A 20,047-nucleotide genomic window follows, 5' to 3' on the forward strand; every position below is an offset into this window, starting at 1 on the left:
GACAGATGGTGACAGGTTCGGTGCAACCGCTCAGCGGCAGGCGGGGCGGTACTGAATTCCCAAGAAGTGCCGCTCCCATACTTCCGCGCTCAGGACATGGGAGGTGGCGGAGCAGATACGCGCTGCGGCGTGTTCCACATCCAGGTCCCAGACCTGCACCGTCCCGGAGACCCCACCGGTGGCCAAGGTCCGCCCGTCGGGGCTGAAGCCGAGCGGACCTGCCCCGGGCGCGCTGACCGCGCGTCCCTTCGCCTTGGGATGCCTGAGGTCGGAGAGGTCCCAGAGCCTGACGGTGTTGTCCCGGGCGGCGGTGGCCAGCAGCCGGGTGTGCGGCACGAAGCCAATGGCGGTGACGGTGTCGGTGTGCCCGGCCAGCGGACCGCCGACGGCGGCGGGATGCCGTGGATCGCTGACGTCCCAGAGACGCACCGTGCGGTCGCTCCCCGGCGTGGCGAGGATGCGCCCGTCCGCGGAGAACGCCGCGGGGTTGTCGTGGCTCGTGTCGGCCCCGACATGGCTCAGTTCCTTCGGCTCCGCCGGATCACTGATGTCCCACAACCGCGCCGTGCTGGTGTCGCTGGTGTCACTGCTGACGAGAATGCGGCTGTCCGGGCTGAACGCGCGGACATTGGTCAGGCCCTCCGGGCCGGAGAAGTCGACGGCTCGGGGATGCGCCGGATCGGCGACATTCCACACATGGATCCTGCCGACCGGATCCACCCTCCACAGCGTGCGGCCGTCCGGTGCGAAGTCCAGGCTGTCCCCGCTGCCCGTACCGGCGAACGGGACACCGTAGGGCACCGGGTGAGCCGGGTCCGCGATGTTCCACAGACGGATCGCGGAGTCCTTGTCGAGCGTGCCCAGGGTCCTGCCGTCCGGGCTGACCGCCGCCGGCACGGTGAATTTCCCGATGTTCCCGACCAGGGATCCGCCGAGCGGCTTCGGCCCGCGGGGAGCCGTGAGATCCCACAGCCTCACCAGCCGTGGGTGCACACCGGTGCTGTCCTCGGTGCCGGTGACGAGGGTCTTCCCCTTCTGCGTGATCGCCAGCCGGTCCGCTGTTCCGCCGGGGGTGGAGGCCGCGCGCGGGAGGGACCACAGCCGGACCGTACTGCCGTCGCTGCTGGCCAGGGCCGAGCCGTCGGGACTGAACACCAGATCGGCGAGGGCATCGGTGTGTCCGCCGAGCGGTGCGTTCATCTCCACGAGTGCGCCGGCCCGCTCCGGGTCCGAGGAGGACGGAGGCGCCGGTTCACCGCCCTCGGTGTCGTCGGTTCTCCAGAGCTGAATCGTGCGGTCCTGGCCCGCGGTGGCAACCACCTGGCCGTCGGGCCGCAACGCCAGGGCAAGCGCCGAACCACGGGCAACCACCCCTTCGTTGCGCAGGCGCGGGTGGCGCGGTTCCGTCACGTCCCACACCCGGATCGTGTCCTGACCGTCCGCACTGACCACACCGTTGCCGCCCGGATCGCCGGTCGTGACCAACCGGTGGCCGTCCCCGCTGAACACGGCCCCCGGCCGCAGCGTGCTCACCACGTCCAAACCGTTCGGCAGCAGCGGCACCGGGGCCGCGGCGCGGGAGATGTCGAAGAACTGGAGGGCGTTTTCCACGTCCTGCCAGACGGCGAGGGTCCTGCCGTCCGGGCTCAGGGCAACGGCTGTGCCGGGCAGCGTCGTGAGGACGGTCGGGTTCGTGGGGTCGGTGACGTCCCGGAGCGTCGTGGTCATCTTGTCCTGGTCTCTGGTCACCACCGTGCGGCCGTTCGGCGAGAGGCCGATGATCCAGTCGTCGGCGCTGCCGATGGGCGGACCGGACCGCCGTGGCCGAGCCGGATCGGAGAGATCCCAGAGGGCCGGCCCGCCGTCGTGCCCCGGTGCCGTGCCCTGTCCGGCGACATGAGCCACGAGGGTGCGCCCGTCCGCGCTCAGCGCGATACCGCCCGTCCCCTTCAGGGCATGGATCGGCGGGCTGAGCGGCCTCGGACGGGCCGGATCACGGCTGTCCCAGAGACGGAGCGAGCCGTCGCCCTGCCGCGTCACCAGCCGGTGCCCGTCCCTGTCGAACACCGGTGTGCCGACCGCGCCCGGCAGCACGGTGGACAGCGGGCTGTTCTCCCACGCCAGCAGATTCGTGTACGTGCTGTCGTTGGGGCGCATGCGGTACGAGGCGAGGTCGAGCTGGGCCGCGAGTGAGGGGTCGGTGGAGCGGATCCGGTCGGCCTCGATGGCGATCTGGCCCGCCACCGCGGTGTCCCGCTGTTCCCGGGCGGAGTCACGCTGGCTCTGCGCCGTCGCGCGCTGCTGGAAGGCGAAGATCGCCGTTCCGGAGACGGCGAGTACCAGCGCTGTCAGCACGGCGATGACGCTTCGGCGGACCCGGGCCGCCCTCGCCGCCTGCTGCCTGGACAGGGCGAGGAAGTCGAGAGCGGTCCGGCTCAGGTGCCCCGGCGCGGCTGCGGCAGCCCTGGCCGCGCTCTCCAGTCGGCTGCCCCGGTACAGCAGGGAGCCGTCCGAGCGCTGGGTGTCCCACCCCCGGGCGGCCTCTTCGAGTTCCTGGCGGACCAGGACGTCGGACCGGCCGTGTTCGATCCACCGGCGCAGCCGCGGCCACGCCTTGATCAGGGCCTCATGGGTGATCTGGACCGTCATGTCGGCCACCGCCGCGAGATCCCCGTCCACGGTGAGCAACCGCTCCCGGGTGAACGCGGTCAGCGCGGCGGCGGTTGCCGAGGCCTCCGTATCGCTTGCCTCCAACATGCCGAGCGATACCCGCTTGCGGGTGTCCTCCGCCCCGTCACCGATTCTGACCAGGCGCAGGAACAGCGCTTCCGCTCCCCGCCGGGCCGACGCGTCCAGGCTTTCGAAACGCCGCTCGGCAGTCCTGGAGATCGCCCGGTGGATCCCCCCGGTGGCCTGGTAGTCGGCGACGGTGAGGACCCGGTCCCTGCGCTGGACCCATGTCATCTGCAGTGCGTGCGCGAGCAGCGGCAGCCTGCCCGCGGAGAACCACGTGCCGGTATCGGGGCGGTCCCTGCTCAGGTCCGAGGGGAAGACGCCCAGATCCCGGAGCAGCAGCTCTTCGAGGCCCGGCTCCATCGTCAGCCCGGTGGCCGCCGCGGGTGCGGTGATCGCGTCCCGCAGCTCGCTCTCCGCCATCGGTCCCACCAGCACCTGACGGTCCTGCAGCATCGCGCGCAGGAGCGGCTCGGCGATGCAGTAACCGTAGAAGTCCGCCCGGAGGCCGAGCACCAGCAGGACGTCGGGGCGTGTGCATCCGTCCCCGGGCGTCGCGAGCCGGCTGATCACGTCGATGAAGCGCGCGCGTTCGGCCTTGTCCGCGCAGAGGGTGAAGAGCTCTTCCAACTGATCGACGATCAGCACGAGTCGCCGGCTCGCCGGGGACCCCGCTCCGGCGCCGAGTGTCCTGCGCAGCTCCGCGACGTACGCCCCGGGGTCGGCGTCCAGAGCCTGCCGAACGGCTTCCACGCTGCCTCCGGCAGCGAGGGCGAGCTGTTCGGCCAGCACCGTCATGGGGCGCGAGGTGGGTGTGAGAACCGCGTGCGGCCACTCACGGGATCCGTCGACCGGAAGCCTGCCGCTGGTCAGTGCCGGTCGCAGACCCGCCATCAGCAGGGAGGACTTGCCCGCTCCGGACGGGCCGACCACGGCCAGTGGGCTGCCCTCGACGAGCTGTCCGAGCAGTTCCCCGATCAGCGCCTCACGGCCGAAGAACCATCTGGCCTGTTCCACTCCGAAGGACGCCAGGCCGGGGTACGGGCACAACTCGCCTTCCGCGGGCACGGCTTGGCGGGCTTCCTGCCCCGGCAGCTCCCCGGACGCGACAAACCCGCTGGTGAAGACGACGTACGCGTCGCGACCCGCCTGAACGATCTGGCTGTCACCGGAGGCCGTCGCGTGCTGCTGAACAGAATCCGCCGGTGCGGGTAACTCAGGGGGCTGACTCATGGTGGGTGATGCTGCCTCCTGCCTGGAAGGTTCTGTTGCCGCGCCCGGAGACCGTGGCCCGCTGCGTCACCGAGTGCGGGCCCGGCGGCGGAACCAGCGGACCCAGCTCCTCGTCCAGAACGCGACGGAGCTCGCCCCCGAGGCTCGGGTCGCGCTCCAGCAGCCGGCGCAGCCGACGCTGCCAGTCGGCCGCCAGTTCCGCTTCCGTCTGCTCGTCTCCGGCCCGGCGGGCTGCCAGCAACTCGGCACGGACCTCGGCGAGTTCCGCCCCGACGGCGTCCACCCGCTCGGGGTGCACCCGGCGCCACAGCCCCAGGACCGACTCACGGGCCTGCTGCCACCCGTCCGTGGCCATCGCACTGACCAAGGTTGTCCCGGCGGCCAAAACCAGTGGATCCATCCCGCCCCCCCTACCTGACAGATCGTCATGGTAACGCCGTCCACGGCTCCGGTCCCGGGAACAACCGAACTCCCGGAGCAGCCGGACTCCCGGCAGCTGCCGCGCTCCTGGAACAGCCGGATCCCCGGGGGCCGCCGACCCCCCGGAGGACCGGACTCCCTACGCCACCACCTCGGCGGGCTCCCCCACGAACGTCCGCCACAGCCGCGCGTAGCTGCCGTCCAGCGCCAGCAGTTCCTCGTGCGTGCCGTCCTCGACGACCCGTCCGTGGTCCATCACCACCACCCGGTCCGCCCGCGCCGCCGTCGTCAGGCGGTGGGCCACCACCAGCGTCGTACGACGGCCCGCGATCCGGTCCGTGGCCTGGTTGACCTGGGCCTCCGACGCCAGGTCGAGTGCGGCCGTCGCCTCGTCGAGCAGCAGGATGTCCGGGTCCACCAGCTCCGCGCGGGCCAGCGCGATCAGCTGCCGCTGCCCCGCGGAGAGATTGCGTCCCCGCTCGGCCACGGTGTGCAGATAGCCGCCGTCCAGCGTGGCGATCATGTCGTGCGCGCCGACCGCCCGCGCCGCCGCCTCGACCTCGGCGTCCGTCGCGTCCGCGCGGCCGTAGGCGATGGCGTCCCGGACCGTACCCGCGAAGAGGTACGCCTCCTGCGGGACGACGCCGAGCCGGTGGCGGTACGCCGTCATGTCCATGTCCCGCAGATCCGTACCGTCCGCGGTGACCCGGCCCGACGTCGGGTCGTAGAACCGGGCGACCAGCTTGACCAGCGTGGACTTGCCCGCGCCCGTCTCCCCCACGAAGGCGACCGTCTGCCCGGCCGGGATCCGCAGGTCGATGCCGCTGAGCGCCGCTTCGGGCTGGTCGGCCGGACCGTCCGCGCCGCCGTCGGCGGGACCGTAGGCGAACGAGACGCCCTCGAAGGCGATCTCGCCGCGCAGCGAGGTCACGTCCAGTGGCGCGGCGGCGCCCTTCGTCGACGTGGGCTCCTGGAGCAGTTCCTGGATGCGCTTGAGCGAGACCGTGGCCTGCTGGTACCCGTCGAAGACCTGCGAGAGCTGCTGCACGGGGGCGAAGAACAGGTCGATGTAGAGCAGGTACGCGACCAGCGCGCCCGTGGTGAGCGTGCCCCCCTCGATGCGGCCCGAGCCCACGATCAGTACGGCCGCCGCGGCCACCGACGACAGCAGCTGCACGAAGGGGAAGTAGACCGAGATCAGCCACTGCCCGCGCACCCGCGCCTGCCGGTAGTGGTCGCTGCGGCCCGCGAAGCGCGCCGAGCCGGTGCCCTCGCCCTGGAAGGCCTGCACGATCCGCAGCCCGGACACCGTCTCCTGGAGGTCGGCGTTGACGGCGGAGACCCGCTCGCGCGCCAGCTCGTACGCCTTGACGCTCTTCTTCCGGAAGAAGTACGTGGCGACGATCAGGAACGGCAGCGTGGCGAAGACCACCAGAGCCAGCTGCACATCGATCACGACGAGCACGACGAGGATGCCGAAGAACGTGACGACCGAGACGAACGCGGTGACCAGACCGGTCTGCAGGAAGGTGGACAGCGCGTCCACGTCGGTGGTCATCCGGGTCATGATCCGGCCCGTCAACTCGCGCTCGTAGTAGTCGAGTCCGAGCCGCTGGAGCTGGGCGAAGATCTTCAGACGGAGGGTGTAGAGAACGCGCTCGCCGGTCCGTCCGGTCATCCGGGTCTCGCCGGTCTGCGCCAGCCACTGGACGGCCACGGTCACCAGCGCGAGCCCGGCCGCGGTCCACACCGCGCCGGTGGCGAGCCGGGTGACGCCCTGGTCGATGCCGTGCCGGATCAGTACCGGCAGGAGCAGCCCCATGCCCGCGTCGACCGCCACCAGCAGCAGGCTGATCAGCAGGACGGGTCCGAAGCCGCGCAGTAGTCTGCGCAGTCCGTAGGACGTCTCGGCCGTGACGGCGTGCGCCTCGTCGACGTCCGGGGTGTCCGTGGCGGGCGGCAGCGCCTCGACCTGGGCGAGGAGTTCGGGGGTGGCGGGCATCCCGCCGGGTGCGGCGGGCGCGCCTTCAGCGCTCCCGGCGGGCGCCTCGGTGCGTACCCACAGGGGCGGGGTGATGCCGCGCTCGACGTCGAACTCGGCGTCCAGCTCGTCCCGTACGGAGGTGTCCTCCAGCGCGTCGGCGTCGGCCGGGAGGGCGTGGCCGGGTGAGACCCCGCCCAGTTCCTCGGGGTCGGTGAGCAGCCGCCGGTAGAGCGCGCAGCGCTCCTCCAGCTCCTCGTGCGTACCGATGTCGGCGAGGCGGCCCCCGTCGAGCACCGCGATGCGGTCGGCGAGGTTGAGGGTGGAGCGGCGGTGGGCGATGAGCAGCGTCGTACGGCCGGCCATCACGCCGCGCAGTGCCTCGTGGATCTCGTGCTCGACGCGGGCGTCCACCGCGGAGGTGGCGTCGTCGAGGAGGAGCAGCCGGGGGTCGGTGAGGATGGCGCGGGCCAGGGCGATGCGCTGGCGCTGGCCGCCGGAGAGGGTGAGGCCGTGTTCGCCGACGGTGGTGTCGTACCCGGCGGGCAGTTCGTCGATGAAGCGGTCGGCCTGGGCGGCGCGGACCGCGGTGCGGATCTGCTCGTCGGTGGCGTCGGGGTGGCCGTACGCGATGTTGGCGCGGACGGTGTCGGAGAACAGGAAGCTGTCCTCGGGCACGAGGCCGATGGCGGCCCGCAGCGATTCCAGGGTCAGTTCGCGTACGTCGTGGCCGCCGATGAGTACGGCGCCGTGCGAGACGTCGTAGAAACGCGGGAGCAGCAGCGAGACGGTCGACTTCCCGCTGCCGGACGAGCCGACGACGGCGACGGTCTCGCCGGGCGCGATGGCCAGCGAGAAGCCGTCGAGCACGGGCCGCTCCTGCGCGTAGCCGAACGACACGTCGTCGAACTCGACGCTCGCCCCGGCGTCCGCGGGGAGTTCCTTCGTCCCGTCGGGGATGGACGGTTCGGTGTCGATCAGCTCCAGTACGCGCTCGACGCCCGCCCGTGCCTGCTGGCCGACGGTGAGCACCATCGCCAGCATCCGGACCGGGCCGACGAGCTGGGCGAGGTAGGAGGAGAAGGCGACGAACGTGCCGAGGGTGATCTCGCCGCGGGTGGCCAGCCAGCCGCCGAGCGCCAGCATCGCGACCTGCCCGAGGGCGGGGACGGCCTGGAGCGCCGGGGTGTAGCGGGAGTTCAGCTTGATGGTGCGCAGCCGGCCCGCGAAGAGCCTGCGGCTGACCTCGCGGAGCTTGCCCGTCTCCTGGTCCTCCTGGCCGAAGCCCTTCACCACGCGGACGCCGGTGACGGCCCCGTCCACGACGCCCGCGACGGCCGCCGCCTGCCCCTGGGCGTACCAGGTGGCGGGGAAGAGCCGGGTCCTGCTGCGCTTGGCGATGATCCACAGCGCGGGGGCGACGGCGACGGCGATCAGGGTCAGCAGCGGGGAGAGCCAGGCCATGATCCCCAGGGAGATCACGAAGAGCAGGACGTTGCCGAGGGTCATCGGCAGCATGAAGAGCAGGCCCTGGATCAGCTGGAGGTCGCTGGTGGCACGGCCGATGACCTGGCCGGTGGAGAGTTCGTCCTGCCGCCGCCCGTCCAGCTTCAGGATCGTGCCGTACATCTCGGTCCGGAGGTCGTGCTGGACGTCGAGGGCGAGACGGCCGCCGTAGTACCGCCGGATGTAGGTGAGTACGTAGACGACGACGGCCGCGCCGATCAGCAGCCCCGTCCACACCCCGAGGGACCGCGTGTGGTTCCCGATGACGTCATCGATGATCACCTTGGTGACCAGCGGGACGAGGGCCATGACGGCCATCCCGGCGAGTGAGGAGCCGAGGGCCAGCAGCACATTGCGCCGGTAGCGCCAGGCGTACCCGGTGAGCCGTCTCCCCCAGCCCTGTTCCCGTGTTGTCGCGGCGTCCGCCACTGGTGCCTCCCGTTGTCCGATACCACCGGAAGGAACCAACGCGGCGACCAGGGGATTTCATCCCGCCGCAACAATCACGGGCCGGAAGGCCGGGGGAGACCGGTCGCCGGACCTACGCGTTCGGGACCGCGGGGGCCACCTCGTGGGGCGTGGCCGGCGGCTCGACGGTCGCGCGCAGAGCGGCCTTGGCGTTGAGGTCCTTGTGGATCGCGCGGGCGACGGCCTGGATGGTGTTCACGCCGTCGGTCATCGTCCTGTTGTCCTGGGTGAGCACGGTGATCGTGTAGTCGTGGCCCTTGCCGGTGAAGGCCCCGATCGAGTGCACCCGCCACCCGTGCGTGGACCGCTGCAGCCAGCCGTTCTTGACCTGTACGGTCGCTCCCGCCGGGGCCCCGGCGGGGGTGCCCCAGCGCTGGGACGAGATGACCTTGTGCATCAGCCCGAGCTCGTACGCCCGTGAGCTGTCGCTCAGTACGGAGTTCTTGGCGGTGAGCAGGGCCAGCAGCTTCTGCTCGTCCCGGACGGTGATCTGCGTGAGCCCCCAGTACGTGCCGGAACCGGGAACCGTCCGGGTCATGCCCGCCGCCTTGAGGAAGCCCTTGACCTTCGTCGCGCCGAGCTGCTTCCACAGGGTGGAGGTGGCGTTGTTGTCCGACTTGGTGATCATGGCGGTGGCGAGGCTGGTCTCGCGGGCCGTCAGATAGCGGTTGTGCTTCTTGTTGTCCCAGAGCAGCGTCGCGAGCACGGTGGCCTTCACGACGCTCGCGGAGTCGTACGTCGTGTCCCCGCGCAGGGTGCAGGTGGTCTTCGTCGACCGGTCGTAGAGACCGACCGCGACGGTCGATTTCCGCCCCTTGAGCGCGGCGGTGATGTCCGTCTTCAGCTTCGCGGCCAGCCCGGCCCTGGCGGAGGTGCACGCCACGGCGGGCGTCGCGGCCTCCGCCGGAGCCGCCGTGAAGGCGAGCGGCGCGAGGACTCCGGCGGCCAGCGCCGCGGCGGTCGCGGCAGCTGTCCGGCGGGGTATTCGGTGGTGTGTCATGGAGGTTTCCCGTCCCCTGAGGTCATTCGGGAGCGCCCTGGCGCCCCGCCTCAGATGACTCGCGGGCGGCCGGAAAGTTGCACGGCAGGACCCTGCGTCTTTCACTCCTGAGGCTGATTCCGCAGATGAACGTGCCGATATACACTGGAGTAGCTATACGTTCGGCTATATGGATGCCCCCTATGTGATCGAGATCGAACCGGAGGTCCGGCTGTGGTTGATGAACCTCTCGGACCGGGACTACGCAGTGGTGGACCACGTCGCCGGGCGACTGGCAGACAGCCCGACCACCCTCGGGGAGCCCTACTCGCGACATCTGGGCGACGGTGTAAGAGAGTTGCGCTTCGCTCTGGGGCACAATCGAGATGCCATACGGGTCTCGTACTGGCTCGCACCGGACCGCCGGATCGTGCTGCTGACGATCTTCCGCAAGACCAGATCGCGCGAAGACGCCGAGGTCGCTCGCGCGCAACGCGCCAAGAGCACCTGTGAAGCAAGCCACGAGCCTGCTCACGACGAATTCACCCGTGCCGTGGAGAAGGGAGAGCTGTGATGGTCAGTCACGCACGCTGGAAGCTCGCTCGGGACAAGAAGACCGCTCAGGGGATCGCCGAGGGTCCTGGCGTAGCACGGATGCAGGAGGAGATCCGCCTCGCGTTCGACCTCGGCCAGGCCGTGTACGACCGCCGGACGGAACTCGGTATCTCGCAGGCCGAGCTCGCCCAGCGGGCAGACATGACCCAGCCACAGGTTTCCAAGCTGGAACTGGGCGGCACCGTGCCGACCCTGCCGCTGCTGGCACGGCTGGCACGCGCGTTGGACGCGTCACTCCGGCTGGAGCTGGTCGACGACACGTCCCACGTCGCGTTCACGGCACGTACGGCCGCCGCCTGACCCCGCGGCTCCACCGTTCAGTCCAGATGCGTCGGAGCGAACATCTTGAGCAGCGCGGGCAGCACGACCACCGAAGGCCCTGGTTCCGCAAGGGACTTGGCCAGGTCCTCGGTGAGTGACTCCGGGGTGGTGCGGACCGCGGGGACGCCGAAGGACCCGGCGAGCGCGACGAAGTCCGGGCGGGCCAGTTCCGTGGCCGTGGCCTCGCCGAACGCGTCCTCCATGTACTCGCGCAGGATCCCGTAGCCGCCGTCGTCCACGATCAGCCAGGTGACCGGCAGGTTGTACTGCCTGGCCGTGGCCAGTTCGGCGATCGAGTACATCGCGCCGCCGTCCCCCGACACGGCGAGGACCGGCCTGGTGGGGTCGGCGACCGCCGCGCCCAGCGCCGCCGGGAAGCCGTAGCCGAGACCGCCCGCGCCCTGGGCGGAGTGCAGGGCGCCGGGCCAGGCGGACCAGGCCCAGTAGGCGAGGATCGTCATGTCCCAGAAGCTGGGCGCGTCGGCGGGCAGCGCGGCCCGCACCGAGGCCAGGATCTGCTGTTCCAGGCCCAGGTCCTGGCCCGCGATCCGCTCCCGTACCTTCGCGAGCACCGTCCGTACGGCGTCCGGCGCGCCGGGATCCGTCCGGTCGGTCACCGCGTCCAGCAGGGCCGAGAGCGCGGTCCTGGCGTCCGCGTGGATACCGAGCGCCGGATGGTTGGACTCCAGCTTGCCGAGGTCGGCCTCGATCTGGACGACCCGGCCGCGCGGCTTGAACGTGTGGTAGTTGGAGGAGAGTTCGCCGAGCCCCGAGCCGACGACCAGCAGGACGTCGGCCGCTTCGAGGAAGTCCGTGGTGTGCCGGTCCTCCATCCAGGACTGGAGCGAGAGCGGGTGCTCCCAGGGGAACGCCCCCTTGCCGCCGACCGTGCAGACGACCGGCGCGTCCAGCTTCTCGGCGAGCGCGCGGAGCTTGCCGGACGCGTCGGACCGTACGACCCCGCCGCCCGCGATGATCACCGGGCGTTCGGCGTGCGAGAGCCAGTGGGCCGCCACGGCGGTCAGTTCCGGGCGGGGTTCGAGCTCGCGCGGGGTCGCGTCCATCGCCGTGACCGGTGGCAGCAGGGTCTCCGCCAGCAGGACGTCCTGCGGGATCTCCACCCAGACCGGGCCGTGCGGCGCCGTGAGCGCGGACTCCCAGGCCGCCGCGATGGCCGACGGGATCTGCGACGGCGTGCGGACCGTGTGCACGGACTTCACGATGTCGCGGAACGACGCCTGCTGGTCGCGGAGTTCGTGCAGATAGCCGTGGCGTCCGCCGCCGAGCCCGGCCGTCGGGATCTGGCTGGAAATCGCGAGTACCGGCGCGCTGGCGGCTGCCGCCTCCTGGAGCGCGGCGAGCGAGGTCAGGGCGCCGGGGCCGGTGGAGAGCAGCAGCGGGGCCACTTCGCCGGTGATCCGGCCGTACGCGTCGGCGGCGAAGCCCGCGTTGTTCTCGACGCGCAGGCCGATGTACCCGAGCGAGGAGCGGCGCAGCGCGTCGAACATGCCGAGCGCGTGCTGGCCGGGGAGGCCGAAGACCGTGGTGGCGCCCAGCCCCTGGAGGGTCTCGACGACCAGGTCGCCGCCGTTGCGGCCGGGCGGAGGATTCAGCGCGGCTGCGGTCTGCTCGGCGGTGAGCCGGGGGGTCTCGTGGTGGTGGTCGTGCGTCACTTCGTACGCCCCTCCGCGATCTGTCGGGCCATGATCGTGGTGAGCTCGTACGCCGTGTGGGACGCGGCGACCGAGGTGATCTCCGCGTGGTCGTAGGCCGGGGCCACCTCCACGAGGTCGGCGGAGACCAGGTGGCAGGAGGCGAGTCCGCGGACGATCTCCAGGAGTTCGCGGGAGGTCAGCCCGCCCGCCTCCGGGGTACCGGTGCCGGGGGCGTGCGCCGGGTCCAGTACGTCGATGTCGATGGAGATGTACAGCGGGCGGTCGCCGATGCGCTGGCGCAGCTGGTCGGCGATCTCGTCGACGCCGCGGCGCATGACGTCGGCCGACGTGACGATGCCGAAGCCCATCTTGGCGTCGTCGTCCAGGTCCTGCTTGCCGTAGAGCGGGCCGCGGGTGCCCACGTGGGACAGCGCGGACGTGTCGAGGATGCCCTCCTCGACGGCCCGGCGGAACGGCGTGCCGTGGGTGTACTCGGCGCCGAAGTAGGTGTCCCAGGTGTCGAGATGGGCGTCGAAGTGGAGCAGCGCCACCGGCCCGTGCTTCTTGGCCACCGAGCGCAGCAGCGGCAGCGCGATGGTGTGGTCGCCGCCGAGCGTCATCAGCCGGGCGCCGGTGGACAGCAGGTCGTCGGCCGCGGCCTCGATCGTGTCGACGGCCTCGTTGATGTGGAACGGGTTGGCGGCGATGTCACCGGCGTCGGCGACCTGCGCCAGCGCGAACGGCGAGGCGTCCTGCGCCGGGTTGTACGGGCGCAGCAGCCGGGACGCCTCACGGATGGCGTTGCCGCCGAACCGGGCGCCGGGGCGGTACGAGACACCGCTGTCGAAGGGCACACCGACGACGGCGACATCGGCCCGGCCGCCGACCTCGTCGAGCCGGGGCAGCCTGGCGAAGGTCGCCGGACCGGCGTACCGCGGGACACGGGACGAATCGACGGGACCGCGCGGCTGATCGGTGCTGCTCATGGGTGTGCCCTTCTTCTCTGGTTTTTTGGCGTTTCAGAGCGTTTCAGAGATGTATTGGATGCTTTTGACGCTTCGGAACTCTAACTCTGTGCCGGAGCGGTCTCCGGTTCGGACCCGGGCACCTCTCCCGCGGACCCGGGCACCTCTCCCGCGGACCCGGACACCTCTCCCGCGGACCCGGACACCTCTCCCGCGGACCCGGACACCTCTCCCGATCCCTCCTCGCGCCCGGCCAGCCGGTCTCGCCAGTGGGCGAGTACGGCCGCGTCGGTCGGCTTCGAGGCGAGCGAGACGACGACGTACGAGACCAGCGAGGCCAGCAGCCCGTAGTAGATGGGCTCGTTGGCGAGCGCCCCGTACCTCCACATCAGGCCGAGGACGACGAGTCCGCCGGCGGTCACGGCCGTCAGCGCCCCCTGCACCGTGCCGCGCTTCCACAGCAGGCCGCCGAGGATCGGCACCAGCAACCCGCCGACCAGCAGGTTGTAGGCGACGGTGAGTGCTTCGACGACGTTGTTGAGGGCGATGGCGATACAGATGACCAGCACACCCATGGCGAGGATGAAGGCCCGGTTGCCGCGCACCTCGTCGCGATCGTCACTGCCGTCGCTGCCGTCGCCCTGCGCACCCGGGGAGGCGCGCATCCCGCGCAGCCGCGACCAGATGTCGTTGTTGGCGACGGTGGCGCAGGCGATCAGCGCTCCGGACGAGGTGGACATCACGGCGGCCAGCGCGGCGGCGAGCACCAAACCCCGTACACCGACGGGCAGTTCGTCCTTGACGATGGTGGCGAAGGCGGCGTCGGCGCTCGGCAGCTTCGGGTACATGACCTTGGCGGCCGTACCGATGACCGCTCCGGCGACCGCGTACACCAGGCAGTACGTACCGGCGACGGTGCCGCCGAGCCGGGCGACCTTGTCGCTGCGGGCGGTGAACACCCGCTGCCAGATGTCCTGCCCGATCAGCATCCCGAAGGTGTAGATCAGGACGTACGTGAAGATGGTCTCGCCGCCGATGCCCAGCGGGTCGAAGTACGAGGTGGGCAGCTTCGCCTTCATCCCGGAGAAGCCACCGGCCTTCACGACCGCGATCGGCAGCAGCAGGAGCAGCACCCCGATCGTCTTGACGACGAACTGCACCATGTCGGTGAGGGTGATCGACCACATCCCGCCGAGCGTGGAGTACGCGACGACGATCGCACCGCCGAGGACGATCGCGACCGTCCGGTTCATGTCGAAGAGGACGTCGAAGATCGTGGCGTAGGCGATGGTCGAGGTGACGGCGAGCATCAGCGTGTACGCCCACATGACGACGCCGGAGATGACCCCGGCCCGGCCGCCGTACCGCAGGTCGAGCATCTCGGAGACGGTGTAGACCTTGAGCCGGGCGATGCGGGCGGAGAAGAACACGCTGAGGGCCAGCAGCCCGAGGCCGATCGTGACGACCATCCAGGCGCCGGAAAGGCCGTACTGGTAGCCGAGGCCGACACCGCCGATGGTGGAGGCACCGCCGAGGACGATCGCGGCCATGGTGCCCGAGTACATGGCCGGTCCGAGCCTGCGGCCCGCCACCAGGAACTCGGACTTGGACCTGGCGCGGCGCATGCCCCACCAGCCCATGGCGAGCATGCCCGCCAGGTAGACGACGATCACTGCGTAGTCGACTGCCATGAGCCCTCCCTCTTTCCGCGCCTGCCGCCGCCGTCGTCAGCGCCGCTGCTGCTGCCGCTGCCGCCTGCTTTCGTCGGTTGACACTAGGTGGCCGGAAAGGGACGTTGAAGTGTACGTTCCGTCCATCTGAACCCTTTCTCGATGGATGGAACGTCCATGCCGGACCCCGCCGCTCCGCCCACTCCCCCCGTTCCGCTGGCCGCGCTCCTCGCCCGCCAGGACCTCGGGCTGCGCCAGGTCGCGGGCCCGGCGGCCGAGGGGGCCGGGGGGTCCGGGGAGGCCGGGGGTGCCGGGGGTGCCGGGGGTGCCTCGGTGCACTGGGTGCACACCAGCGAGATGGCCGACCCGTATCCGTATCTGCTCGGCGGCGAACTGCTGCTGACCGCGGGCGTGCAGCTCAGCGACGCCGACCGGTACGTGAGCCGGATCGTCGCGGCGGGCGGGGCCGCGCTCGGCTTCGGGCTCGCGCCGGTGTACGACACGGTGCCGCCCGCGCTGGCCGAGGCGTGCGACCGGCACGGTCTGCCGCTCGTCGAGGTGCCGACCCGGACGCCGTTCACCGCGGTGGCCCGCGCGGTCTGGGGGCTGATGGCGGAGGCCCGCCACCGTGAGCTGCGCCGGATGTCGGAGGCCCAGCAGGGCCTGGCCGCGGCGGCGGCCCGCCCCGAACCGGTGCCCGCCGTACTGCGTCAGCTGGCGCGGCGGCTGGGCGGCTGGACCGTCCTGCTGGCCCCGGACGGCACCGCCCTCGGGACGGCGGGCCGCGAGCCCGCGCCGGAGGTACGCGCCGGGGTGACGGCGCTCGCCCGGGTCGTCCGGCCCACGACGGCGCAAGCCACCACCCAGGACTCCCGGCCCCCGGCAGCCCGACCGGCACCCGCCTCCGCCACCGACACCGCGGGCTCCGCCCAGCTGGCCGCGTACGCGGTGGCCGGGGGCGAGGGGCTGGTGCTCGGGGTCGCCACCACCCGGCGCGAACCCGGCGACCACACCGTCGCCGGGGTGGCCGTCGTCCTGCTCTCGCTGCTGACCGCGGAGCGGCCGGGGGCCGACGAGGCGGCGCGGTCGGCCGCGCTGGTGCGGCTGCTGCTGGGGGCCGCGCCCGAGGAGGTGGCGCCGCTGCTCGGCGAGGGGCCGTGGACCGTCGTGCACGGCCGCGGCGCGGGGGCGGCTCCGGCGCTGGGCAGCCCGCTGGTGGACGCGGCGGCCGACACCGTACGCGCCCTGCTCCCCGCCGGCCGGGAGGTGACCCGCCGCCCCGGCTGGAGCCTCGGGGTGAGCGCCCCGGCAACGTTGCGGGACCTCGCGGCGGCCGACGCCCAGGCCGGACGGGCCCTGCGCCGCGCGGAGACGACCGGCACCCCGCTGGTCCGGCACGGCGGCACGGGCCTGGCCGCACTGCTGGACCCGGCGGAGGCGACCGCCCACGCACAGGCACTGCTCGCACCGCTGGGCACGGACGGCCCGCTGCCCGAGACGCTGCGCACCTGGCTTGCGCTGCACGGCAGTTGGGACCGGACGGCGGCGGCGCTGGGCGTGCACCGCAACACCGTCCGCCAGCGGATCGGCCGGTGCAGGACGCTGCTCGGCACGGATCTGGACGACATGGACGTGCGGTCGGAACTCTGGTTCGCGCTGCGCCAGGGCTGAGCGGGCGGCAAGCACCGGCGAGCGGCCTCCGCGAGGTGCGGCACCCCGCGACCCGCCTGCTGCGCGCCTCACTCGCACCCGGGATCGTCGTAGGCGGGAGCCGCCAGCCGCGCACCCCGGCTCCGCGCGATCCGGTGCAGATCACGCAACGACTCGGCCAGGCGCGCCACCACGTAGCGGAGCTGCACCGAGGTGACCTCCGGGGCGTCGGCCATGTCGGCGACGTGATCGAGCAGTTCGTCGGCCATGTCGAGCTGCCGGCTCTCGACACCGTCCGCGTAACGGGAGACGCGCCCGGTCCCGTCCCCGAAGACGTAACAGGGCTTCCCTTCCGGACTGGCCCAGGGGAGCAGCCTCCCCACTCCGGACGTCTGGTCGATCATGTGGCGGCTCCTGTACGTCGACGGCTGCGCATTGCGCTGGGTAGTGATCCACTCACAGCGTGAGACGGGAAGGGCTAGGCTCGCCAGAGGTTTGCTGGTGACGGAGCTTTTGGCGCACGGGAGTTGGGGATGAGCAATCGGTACGGCGAGTGGCTGAAGGCACAGCGCGAGGCAGCAGGGCTGACACAACAGGAGTTGGCCAACGCGGCGATCATGACCCGCTCGCACATCTCGCACATCGAGGGGGGACGGCGGATCCCTTCCGAGGAGGACGCGCAGCGCCTGGACAAGGCGTTGGACACCGGGAACGTGCTCAGCAGCTTCCGGCCGCAGAGCGACGCAGCGGTCGCCAACTACTTCGAGGCCGCCCGGCAACTCGAACAACAGGCAACGATGATCAGGGAGTACGCCTACTCCTTCGTGCCCGGCATCCTGCAGACACAGGGATATGCGCGTGCGGTTCTGCAGGCGGACTTCCCACCGCGGAGTGACGACGAGTGCGACAGGCTCGTCGTCGCACGGCTTGACCGGGCATCGATCCTCAGCGATCCGGTGACGCCCGTGGTGTGGGCCGTTCTGGACGAGCCAGTGCTGCGCCGCCCGGTCGGGAGCCCCGCGATCATGAGGGAACAGGTCTCCCACATCATCGACTTGGTGGAGCGCGGACGCGTACGGGTCCATGTCCTGCCGTTCGGCATCGGCGCCCATCCATTGCTTCAGGGCATGGTGTCGCTGATGTGGTTCGAGGACCAACCTCCGGCCGCTTACAGCGAAGGCGCGTTCATGGGCAAGCTGCACGACTCACCCGCCCTGGTCGAGAGGCTCCAAGGAGCCTACGATCTGGCTCTGAGCGACGCGCTCCCGCTGAGGGAGTCACTGGCCCTGATGAGAGCGATTGCGAAGGAACACGGAGACCATGGCTGACCGCATCATCCAGGACGCAGCTGCACTGAACGGCTGGCGCAAGTCGTCGTACAGCAACACGGACGGCGGCAGCTGCGTAGAGGTCCTGGACAACCACCCCTCCGGCATTCCCGTACGCGACTCCAAGGCGCCCCACGGCCCGGCCCTGATCTTCCCCGCAGCCGGGTGGGCATCGTTCATCACCGCGCTCAAGGGCGGCGGCGTTCCGATGTGAGCACGGGTGGTCAGGCTCACTCTGGACAGCCCTGGTGACCTCCCGGTAACTTCGACTGAGCAAGCGCTTAGCAGGAGCGGCCGACCGGACCGACCGAACCCCGGGGCCACGCCAGAACTCGCAGAGGAGCCTTCCGTGCGCCGTACCGTCTACAACGAGGACCACCAGGCATTCCGGGACACCATCCGGTCGTTCATCGAGGCCGAGGTCGTTCCGGTGTACGACGAGTGGCTGGCGGCGGGCCAGGCGCCGCGCGAGTTCTACCAGAAGCTCGGCGAGCTGGGCATCTTCGGCATCGAGGTGCCCGAGGAGTTCGGCGGCGCGGGCGAGGAGTCCTTCAAGTTCCAGGCGATCATCTCCGAGGAGTGCGCCCGCGCCGGTGTCTCCTTCGGCGGTTCCGGCGTGCACGTCGCGCTCTGCCTGCCGTACCTGAAGGCGTACGCCACCGAGGACCAGAAGAAGCGCTGGCTCCCCGACTTCGCGTCCGGCGCCTCGATGTTCGCCATCGCCATGACCGAGCCGGGCACCGGTTCCGACCTGGCGGGCATGAAGACCACCGCCAAGCTCTCCGCCGACGGCACGCACTACGTGCTCAACGGCGCCAAGACCTTCATCACCGGCGGGGTGCACGCCGACCGCGTCATCGTCTGCGCCCGCACCGCGGCCCCGACCGCCGAGGACCGCCGGCACGGCATCTCGCTGCTCGTCGTGGACACCAAGTCCGAGGGGTACGCGGTCGGCCGCAAGCTCGACAAGCTCGGCCTGAAGACCTCCGACACCGCCGAACTGTCCTTCAGCGACGTCAAGGTGCCGGTCGAGGACCTGCTCGGCGAGGAGAACAAGGGCTTCTCCTACCTCGGCCAGAACCTCCCGCAGGAGCGTCTCGGCATCGCCGTGGGTGCGTACGCGCAGGCCGCCGCCGCCGTCCGGTTCGCCCAGGCGTACGTGCAGGAGCGCACCGTGTTCGGCAAGACCGTCGCGTCGTTCCAGAACACCAAGTTCGAACTGGCCGCCTGCCAGGCCGAGGTCGACGCGGCCGAGGCCGTCTGCGACCGCGCCCTCGAAGCCCACGACCTGGGCGAGTTGACGGCGGCCGAGGCCGCGTCCGCGAAGCTCTTCACCACCGAGGTCGCGCACCGCGTGATCGACAAGTGCCTCCAGCTGCACGGCGGCTACGGCTACATGAACGAGTACCCGATCGCCCGCCTCTACGCGGACAACCGGGTCAACCGGATCTACGGCGGCACCAGCGAAGTCATGAAGATGATCATCGCGAAGAACATGGGCCTGTAGGCCTGTTAGAAATACCCCATGAACACGGCACTTGAGTCCCTGCTCGGTCTCCTCGACCTGGAGCGGATCGAGCAGGACATCTTCCGCGGCCAGAGCCACTCCTCCGTCGTGCCGCGCGTCTTCGGCGGCCAGGTCGCCGCACAGGCCCTGGTCGCCGCGGGGCGTACGGTGCCCACGGACACGGACCTCTCCCCGGCTCCGGGAAACACCCCGCTGGCCCACTCGCTGCACGCGTACTTCCTGCGCCCCGGCGACCCGGGCGCGCCGATCGTCTACACGGTCGACCGCATCCGCGACGGCCGCTCCTTCACCACCCGCCGGGTCGTCGCAGTCCAGCACGGCCAGCCGATCTTCCACCTCTCGGCGTCCTTCCAGACGTACGAGGAGGGGCTTGAACACCAAGCGCCCATGCCGCAGGCCCCCGACCCGGAGACGCTGCCGACGGCCGCCGAGCAACTGCCGCGCTACGCGGACCGTTTCCTGGACCCGGGCACCCTGGACCGGCTGCTCGAAGCGCGCGCCGCGGTCGACCTGCGCTATGTCGACGCCCCGCCGTTCGCCAGCGTCGGCACCCCGGGCGAACCGCGCTCGCAGGTCTGGTTCCGTACGAGGGGGAAGCTGGCGGACGACCCGCTGCTGCACGTCTGCCTCGCCACGTACGTCTCCGACATGACGCTGCTCGACTCGGTACTGCTCGCACACGGGCGCGGCGGCTGGGCGACCGGCGACATCGTGGGCGCGAGCCTGGACCACGCGATGTGGTTCCACCGCCCGTTCCGGGCCGACGAGTGGCTGCTGTACGACCAGGAGTCACCGTCCTCGTCCGGCGGGCGGGGCCTCGGGCAGGCCCGGATCTACACGCAGGACGGGCAGTTGGCGGTCACGGTGATCCAGGAGGGTGTCGTCCGGGTTCCCCGCTGAGGGGGCGTGGGGCGGGTGCTGAGCCGTTTCCTGTCGCGGGACGACGCGGCGATGGCCGACCACTTCGAGGCGGCCCGGCCACTCGGACAACAGGC

At 71.2% G+C, this 20,047-nt stretch carries 15 protein-coding genes; 7 read left to right on the top strand and 8 right to left on the bottom strand.

What is annotated here, in order from left to right; genetic code table 11:
* Positions 1 to 30: 30 nt before the first annotated feature.
* The 4 genes from NBY69_RS05165 to NBY69_RS05180 all read right to left on the bottom strand — a co-directional run bounded on the left by NBY69_RS05165 (position 31) and on the right by NBY69_RS05180 (position 9,341).
* Positions 31 to 3,966: a hypothetical protein gene (locus tag NBY69_RS05165; protein WP_250298526.1), complete on the bottom strand. Its 3,936-nt coding sequence runs from the start codon at positions 3,964 to 3,966 to the stop codon at positions 31 to 33.
* Positions 3,950 to 4,321, bottom strand: a complete 372-nt coding sequence (locus NBY69_RS05170; RefSeq protein WP_250298527.1) for a hypothetical protein — start codon at positions 4,319 to 4,321, stop codon at positions 3,950 to 3,952. The genes NBY69_RS05165 and NBY69_RS05170 overlap by 17 nt, the downstream gene beginning before the upstream one ends.
* Positions 4,322 to 4,525: 204 nt before the next feature.
* Entirely contained in the window at positions 4,526 to 8,302 is a 3,777-nt protein-coding gene (locus NBY69_RS05175; RefSeq protein WP_250298528.1) for an ABC transporter ATP-binding protein, read from the bottom strand.
* A gap of 112 nt (positions 8,303 to 8,414) precedes the next feature.
* A complete protein-coding gene (locus NBY69_RS05180) occupies positions 8,415 to 9,341 on the bottom strand; it encodes a serine hydrolase (protein WP_250298529.1) in 927 nt (308 codons plus the stop codon).
* Positions 9,342 to 9,510: 169 nt separating this feature from the next.
* On the opposite strand from NBY69_RS05180, the gene NBY69_RS05185 reads away from it, so the two are divergent.
* Together NBY69_RS05185 and NBY69_RS05190 are read left to right on the top strand one after the other, a co-directional pair.
* Positions 9,511 to 9,894, top strand: a complete 384-nt coding sequence (locus NBY69_RS05185; RefSeq protein WP_250298530.1) for a type II toxin-antitoxin system RelE/ParE family toxin — start codon at positions 9,511 to 9,513, stop codon at positions 9,892 to 9,894.
* Positions 9,894 to 10,235, top strand: coding sequence for a helix-turn-helix domain-containing protein (locus tag NBY69_RS05190; protein WP_250298531.1), 342 nt, complete (start codon positions 9,894 to 9,896; stop codon positions 10,233 to 10,235). Before NBY69_RS05185 ends, NBY69_RS05190 begins: the two co-directional genes overlap by 1 nt.
* 17 nt (positions 10,236 to 10,252) lie before the next feature.
* Here the strand turns inward: NBY69_RS05190 and NBY69_RS05195 are convergent, their stop codons facing one another.
* The 3 genes from NBY69_RS05195 to NBY69_RS05205 form a co-directional block, all read right to left on the bottom strand.
* Complete coding sequence (locus NBY69_RS05195; protein ID WP_250298532.1) at positions 10,253 to 11,929, bottom strand: thiamine pyrophosphate-binding protein; 1,677 nt, start codon at positions 11,927 to 11,929, stop codon at positions 10,253 to 10,255.
* Complete coding sequence (gene speB, locus NBY69_RS05200) at positions 11,926 to 12,897, bottom strand: agmatinase (protein WP_250298533.1); 972 nt, start codon at positions 12,895 to 12,897, stop codon at positions 11,926 to 11,928. The genes NBY69_RS05195 and speB overlap by 4 nt, the downstream gene beginning before the upstream one ends.
* Positions 12,898 to 12,977: 80 nt before the next feature.
* Complete coding sequence (locus NBY69_RS05205) at positions 12,978 to 14,567, bottom strand: sodium:solute symporter (RefSeq protein WP_250298534.1); 1,590 nt, start codon at positions 14,565 to 14,567, stop codon at positions 12,978 to 12,980.
* 141 nt (positions 14,568 to 14,708) lie between these two features.
* Here NBY69_RS05205 and NBY69_RS05210 point away from each other — a divergent pair, with 141 nt between their 5' ends.
* Positions 14,709 to 16,217, top strand: a complete 1,509-nt coding sequence (locus tag NBY69_RS05210) for a PucR family transcriptional regulator ligand-binding domain-containing protein (protein ID WP_374211210.1) — start codon at positions 14,709 to 14,711, stop codon at positions 16,215 to 16,217.
* A 68-nt stretch (positions 16,218 to 16,285) separates the two neighbouring features.
* On the opposite strand, the gene NBY69_RS05215 is transcribed toward NBY69_RS05210, so the two are convergent.
* Complete coding sequence (locus NBY69_RS05215) at positions 16,286 to 16,600, bottom strand: hypothetical protein (protein ID WP_250298535.1); 315 nt, start codon at positions 16,598 to 16,600, stop codon at positions 16,286 to 16,288.
* A gap of 129 nt (positions 16,601 to 16,729) precedes the next feature.
* On the opposite strand from NBY69_RS05215, the gene NBY69_RS05220 reads away from it, so the two are divergent.
* From NBY69_RS05220 to NBY69_RS05235, 4 genes are all read left to right on the top strand, one after another.
* On the top strand, positions 16,730 to 17,524 hold the full coding sequence (locus NBY69_RS05220; protein ID WP_250298536.1) for a helix-turn-helix transcriptional regulator: 795 nt from the start codon (positions 16,730 to 16,732) through the stop codon (positions 17,522 to 17,524).
* Positions 17,517 to 17,738 (top strand): DUF397 domain-containing protein, encoded by a 222-nt coding sequence (locus NBY69_RS05225; protein ID WP_250298537.1) that lies wholly within the window; start codon positions 17,517 to 17,519, stop codon positions 17,736 to 17,738. Before NBY69_RS05220 ends, NBY69_RS05225 begins: the two co-directional genes overlap by 8 nt.
* A gap of 135 nt (positions 17,739 to 17,873) precedes the next feature.
* Positions 17,874 to 19,031: an acyl-CoA dehydrogenase family protein gene (locus tag NBY69_RS05230; protein WP_250298538.1), complete on the top strand. Its 1,158-nt coding sequence runs from the start codon at positions 17,874 to 17,876 to the stop codon at positions 19,029 to 19,031.
* An 18-nt stretch (positions 19,032 to 19,049) separates the two neighbouring features.
* Positions 19,050 to 19,952, top strand: a complete 903-nt coding sequence (locus NBY69_RS05235; protein WP_250298539.1) for an acyl-CoA thioesterase II — start codon at positions 19,050 to 19,052, stop codon at positions 19,950 to 19,952.
* Positions 19,953 to 20,047: the final 95 nt, after the last annotated feature.

It is taken from the genome of Streptomyces sp. A 4/2 (assembly GCF_940670765.1).
In the GTDB taxonomy this organism is placed as follows: Bacteria; Actinomycetota; Actinomycetes; order Streptomycetales; family Streptomycetaceae; genus Streptomyces.

Excerpts from the sequence above, each read along its gene's own strand:
- NBY69_RS05215 (WP_250298535.1), bottom strand. The coding sequence starts at position 16,600 with ATGATCGACCAGACGTCCGGAGTGGGGAGGCTGCTCCCCTGGGCCAGT.
- speB (WP_250298533.1), bottom strand. The coding sequence starts at position 12,897 with ATGAGCAGCACCGATCAGCCGCGCGGTCCCGTCGATTCGTCCCGTGTC.
- NBY69_RS05185 (WP_250298530.1), top strand. The coding sequence starts at position 9,511 with ATGGATGCCCCCTATGTGATCGAGATCGAACCGGAGGTCCGGCTGTGG.
- NBY69_RS05190 (WP_250298531.1), top strand. The coding sequence starts at position 9,894 with ATGGTCAGTCACGCACGCTGGAAGCTCGCTCGGGACAAGAAGACCGCT.
- NBY69_RS05210 (WP_374211210.1), top strand. The coding sequence starts at position 14,709 with ATGGATGGAACGTCCATGCCGGACCCCGCCGCTCCGCCCACTCCCCCC.
- NBY69_RS05225 (WP_250298537.1), top strand. The coding sequence starts at position 17,517 with ATGGCTGACCGCATCATCCAGGACGCAGCTGCACTGAACGGCTGGCGC.
- NBY69_RS05220 (WP_250298536.1), top strand. The coding sequence starts at position 16,730 with ATGAGCAATCGGTACGGCGAGTGGCTGAAGGCACAGCGCGAGGCAGCA.
- NBY69_RS05235 (WP_250298539.1), top strand. The coding sequence starts at position 19,050 with ATGAACACGGCACTTGAGTCCCTGCTCGGTCTCCTCGACCTGGAGCGG.
- NBY69_RS05180 (WP_250298529.1), bottom strand. The coding sequence starts at position 9,341 with ATGACACACCACCGAATACCCCGCCGGACAGCTGCCGCGACCGCCGCG.
- NBY69_RS05170 (WP_250298527.1), bottom strand. The coding sequence starts at position 4,321 with ATGGCCACGGACGGGTGGCAGCAGGCCCGTGAGTCGGTCCTGGGGCTG.
- NBY69_RS05205 (WP_250298534.1), bottom strand. The coding sequence starts at position 14,567 with ATGGCAGTCGACTACGCAGTGATCGTCGTCTACCTGGCGGGCATGCTC.
- NBY69_RS05165 (WP_250298526.1), bottom strand. The coding sequence starts at position 3,966 with ATGAGTCAGCCCCCTGAGTTACCCGCACCGGCGGATTCTGTTCAGCAG.